At 52.0% G+C, this 377-nt stretch carries 3 tRNA genes; all 3 read left to right on the top strand.

The window, feature by feature from the left end:
* The first annotated feature begins 54 nt into the window (after nt 1-54).
* Nucleotides 55-130 (top strand) — tRNA-Gly (locus tag QTN95_RS21180).
* Nucleotides 131-171: 41 nt separating this feature from the next.
* Nucleotides 172-248 (top strand) — tRNA-Met (locus QTN95_RS21175).
* A gap of 18 nt (nt 249-266) precedes the next feature.
* A tRNA-Gly gene (locus QTN95_RS21170) sits at nt 267-342 on the top strand.
* Nucleotides 343-377: the final 35 nt, after the last annotated feature.

Genomic DNA, 377 nt, shown 5'->3' with positions numbered 1-377 from the left:
CGAAGGTCGTCGGTTCAAATCCGGCCCCCGCAACCAATTCTCTTTTGAGAATATGCGACACTAGCTCAGTTGGTAGAGCGCAACCTTGCCAAGGTTGAGGTCACGAGTTCGAACCTCGTGTGTCGCTCCAAATTTACAAGCGCTCATCATGCTTTGAATGGTGAATACGGACGCGGGGTGGAGCAGCTTGGTAGCTCGTCGGGCTCATAACCCGAAGGTCGTCGGTTCAAATCCGGCCCCCGCAACCAATTCTCTTTTGAGAATATGCGACACTAGCTCAGTTGGTAGAGCGCAACCTTGCCAAGGTTGAGGTCACGAGTTCGAACCTCGTGTGTCGCTCCAAATTGAAAAGCGCTCATCATGCTTTGAATGGTGAA

This window comes from Vibrio sp. M260112, from assembly GCF_036533775.1.
Taxonomy (GTDB): Bacteria; Pseudomonadota; Gammaproteobacteria; order Enterobacterales; family Vibrionaceae; genus Vibrio.
This window is presented reverse-complemented; position numbering and strand designations above follow the sequence as displayed.